This is a genomic window from Chroococcidiopsis cubana SAG 39.79, assembly GCF_003991895.1.
In the GTDB taxonomy this organism is placed as follows: domain Bacteria; phylum Cyanobacteriota; class Cyanobacteriia; order Cyanobacteriales; family Chroococcidiopsidaceae; genus Chroococcidiopsis; species Chroococcidiopsis thermalis.
This window is the reverse complement of sequence record NZ_RSCK01000234.1, coordinates 1-2,502: the sequence shown is the minus strand read 5'-3', so window position 1 is coordinate 2,502 and position 2,502 is coordinate 1. Positions and strand designations below refer to the sequence as shown.

The 2,502-nt window shown below is 43.8% G+C and carries 2 protein-coding genes and 2 pseudogenes; 2 read left to right on the top strand and 2 right to left on the bottom strand.

What is annotated here, in order from left to right; all coding sequences use genetic code 11:
* Positions 1–121: 121 nt before the first annotated feature.
* Together DSM107010_RS37580 and DSM107010_RS37575 are read left to right on the top strand one after the other, a co-directional pair.
* Positions 122–349, top strand: coding sequence for a type II toxin-antitoxin system Phd/YefM family antitoxin (locus DSM107010_RS37580; protein WP_127025395.1), 228 nt, complete (start codon positions 122–124; stop codon positions 347–349).
* A 140-nt stretch (positions 350–489) separates the two neighbouring features.
* Positions 490–624 (top strand): annotated as a pseudogene (locus DSM107010_RS37575) (Uma2 family endonuclease); the annotation flags it as partial.
* A gap of 21 nt (positions 625–645) precedes the next feature.
* Here the strand turns inward: DSM107010_RS37575 and DSM107010_RS37570 are convergent.
* Together DSM107010_RS37570 and DSM107010_RS37565 are read right to left on the bottom strand one after the other, a co-directional pair.
* Complete coding sequence (locus DSM107010_RS37570) at positions 646–1,518, bottom strand: class I SAM-dependent methyltransferase (RefSeq protein WP_127025393.1); 873 nt, start codon at positions 1,516–1,518, stop codon at positions 646–648.
* A 20-nt stretch (positions 1,519–1,538) separates the two neighbouring features.
* Positions 1,539–2,502: pseudogene (locus DSM107010_RS37565) on the bottom strand (penicillin-binding protein 1C); the annotation flags it as partial.

Here is a 2,502-nt window from a genome sequence, read left to right as displayed (position 1 = left end):
GTCGAGACTGACGTAAATCTGAGTCTTGTTTTGTATTCTACCCTGATTTCACGCTCTTTCTTTACAAAGTCCCATTAGGATTGCTATATATTCAAAATATCGAACTTTGCCAAAAACCATCATGCACCAGATTAACTTAAAAAAAGCTGAGACTCGACTAGCAGAGCTAATTGAAGAAGTAGCAGGCGGGGAAGAAGTTGTAATTACCCATAGTGATGGAAGCCCTTTCAAAATTGTGCCACTTAATACAGTAGAAGCAATCCCTAAATTTGGTAGTGCAAAGGGGATGGTAAAAATGTCAGATGATTTTGACGCGCCATTGGAGGATTTTGAGGCATATGCTCCATGAGGCTATTGCTCGACACCTATTCGTTTTTGTAGTGACGCAACAAGCTAGTAGGGCGTTAGTGAGGAGTATTGGGGGCGCTACTCAACCCAGAAACTATAAAATTGAACTAAATCGATCGCAAAATTTCCAGAAGTTCTGCTATGAAAACGCTAGCTAAATGGTCTGTAGAAGACTATCATCGCACGATCGAAGCAGACATTCTGCGCGATCGCCATGTGGAATTGCTAGCAGGTGATATTGTTGAGAAGAGTCCAGAAACACCGATCCCTCACAGCTAAGATTCACAATTTTGATTTTTAACTTTTAACTTTTGACTTGCTTTTCCTCGCTGTCGCCCCAATAGTTGAATAATAAATTGCCCATGACTGCGGATTTTCGGCAATTTGACAATATCGCTCGATGTCTTGTTGCGTTGCTTTACCCGTAGCAATATATTTATCTGTTAATCGCTCGGCAGACATTTTCATAACTGTAGCAATTCCCGAACCACCAGGGGCTAAAGGAGTATCATTTTCAACAGATAATTCTTGCAAATTCAACTGTTGAAATATGGTAGGCAATTTAACACCAAAAGCATAATCCATCCCCCTACTAGCAAACATTTGGGCGATCGCCTCATTCACCCGATTCATCGACTGACAAGCTGCTTCATTTCCCGCGATCGCTCTAGCAGCAGAAAAATCTGGTTCTTCAATCACAATCCACCCACCAGGCTTGAGTAAATCTAACATTTTTGCGAGAGCAACTTGAAATTCTGGAACATGAATCAGCACGTAGCGAGTATGAATGAGATCGAAAGATTGACTTTCTAGCGCCAGATGACGAATATCGGATTCTATAATTTCTATGTTTGCTCGTTTGCTCTTGGCAACAAAACGAGTATTTAAATCGACAGCAACAACCTTACCGTTTTCTCCAACAATTTCTGCCATCCAGCGGGCGATCGATCCTGCTCCTGCACCAACTTCCAGACAGCACCAATTAGGAGAAATACCTGTTGCTTGAATTCGCTGACGACTGGCAGGATCGAAGACTCGTTCGATTGCTTGGAGTCTTGCCAATTCTTTCAACTCAGTTTCTGTCAGTTTAAATTCTTGGGGTTCAACTGTTTTAGATTCAACTTTTTTCTCAGGCTGAGAATTAGCAAAGATGTATGTAGAATCTGACATTTTCACCCCTGTAACTCTGACTAATTTTTGCTTACACGACCGATAGAAAAACCTCGACGAGTAGGTTTATTTTGTGCTAACTGTACTTGAAAACTGACGCGATCGCTCGTCCCATCACTTTTAACTTCCACAGTCCAGTTGCCAGGACGCAGCTCCCAAAAGAAAGCATCAGATGTCTGCGTTGCTAGTTTCTCACCGTTAAGCCACCATTCTACAGGTTTATCTGACTTTGCAGCGAGTTTAAATTCAAGCCGTTGCTGACTGTCACTCGCACCATTACTAGGGTAGAGGAGAAACAAAGCGCCGTTGATAGGAGACACGATTTTCAGTCCGCTCGAAACTCCAGGCGATCGCCCTTGGGTTGCCAACCACTCATCATATTCTCTAGGTAAGTTAAGCCGATATTGCGGCTCTCCTGCTGTATGAGCAGTTACCAGTTGATAAAAAGTATCGGGGTGGCGATCGTATTCGTCCAAATCTTCTGGATAAAAATATTCCTGTACCACTGTCGGACAAGCAGGTGTAGGTTTCAATCCCGACAAAGCACAGACGGGACGTAAAACCAAACCAGATAGAGCAGGAAAAGCCGCAGGTTCTCGATCTTCGTGCAAGTGCAACATAATCCGATTCCACAAAGGAGCAGCACCCATCACCCCAGATACCTGACGCATCGGTTCGCCGTTAAAATTGCCTACCCAAGTTGCAACTGTATAATCAGTCGTAAATCCTACCGTCCAAGTATCGCGAAAATTAGAAGAAGTTCCCGTTTTCACCGCAGCAGGAAAAGGCAAATTCAACACCGAGTCCACACCAAAAGACTTAGCACGAGCATGGCGATCGCTTAATATGTCAGTTATCAGTGACCAGTGACCAGTTATCAGTGTTAGGTGGTAATTGGTAGTTGGTAATTGGTAATTGGTAGTTGCTCCCTTGTCCCCTTGTCCCCTTTGTCCCCCACTCCCTTGTCCCCCACTCCCTTGTCCC

Coding starts and splice junctions, on each gene's coding strand:
- DSM107010_RS37580 (WP_127025395.1), top strand. CDS start 122: ATGCACCAGATTAACTTAAAAAAAGCTGAGACTCGACTAGCAGAGCTA.
- DSM107010_RS37570 (WP_127025393.1), bottom strand. CDS start 1,518: ATGTCAGATTCTACATACATCTTTGCTAATTCTCAGCCTGAGAAAAAA.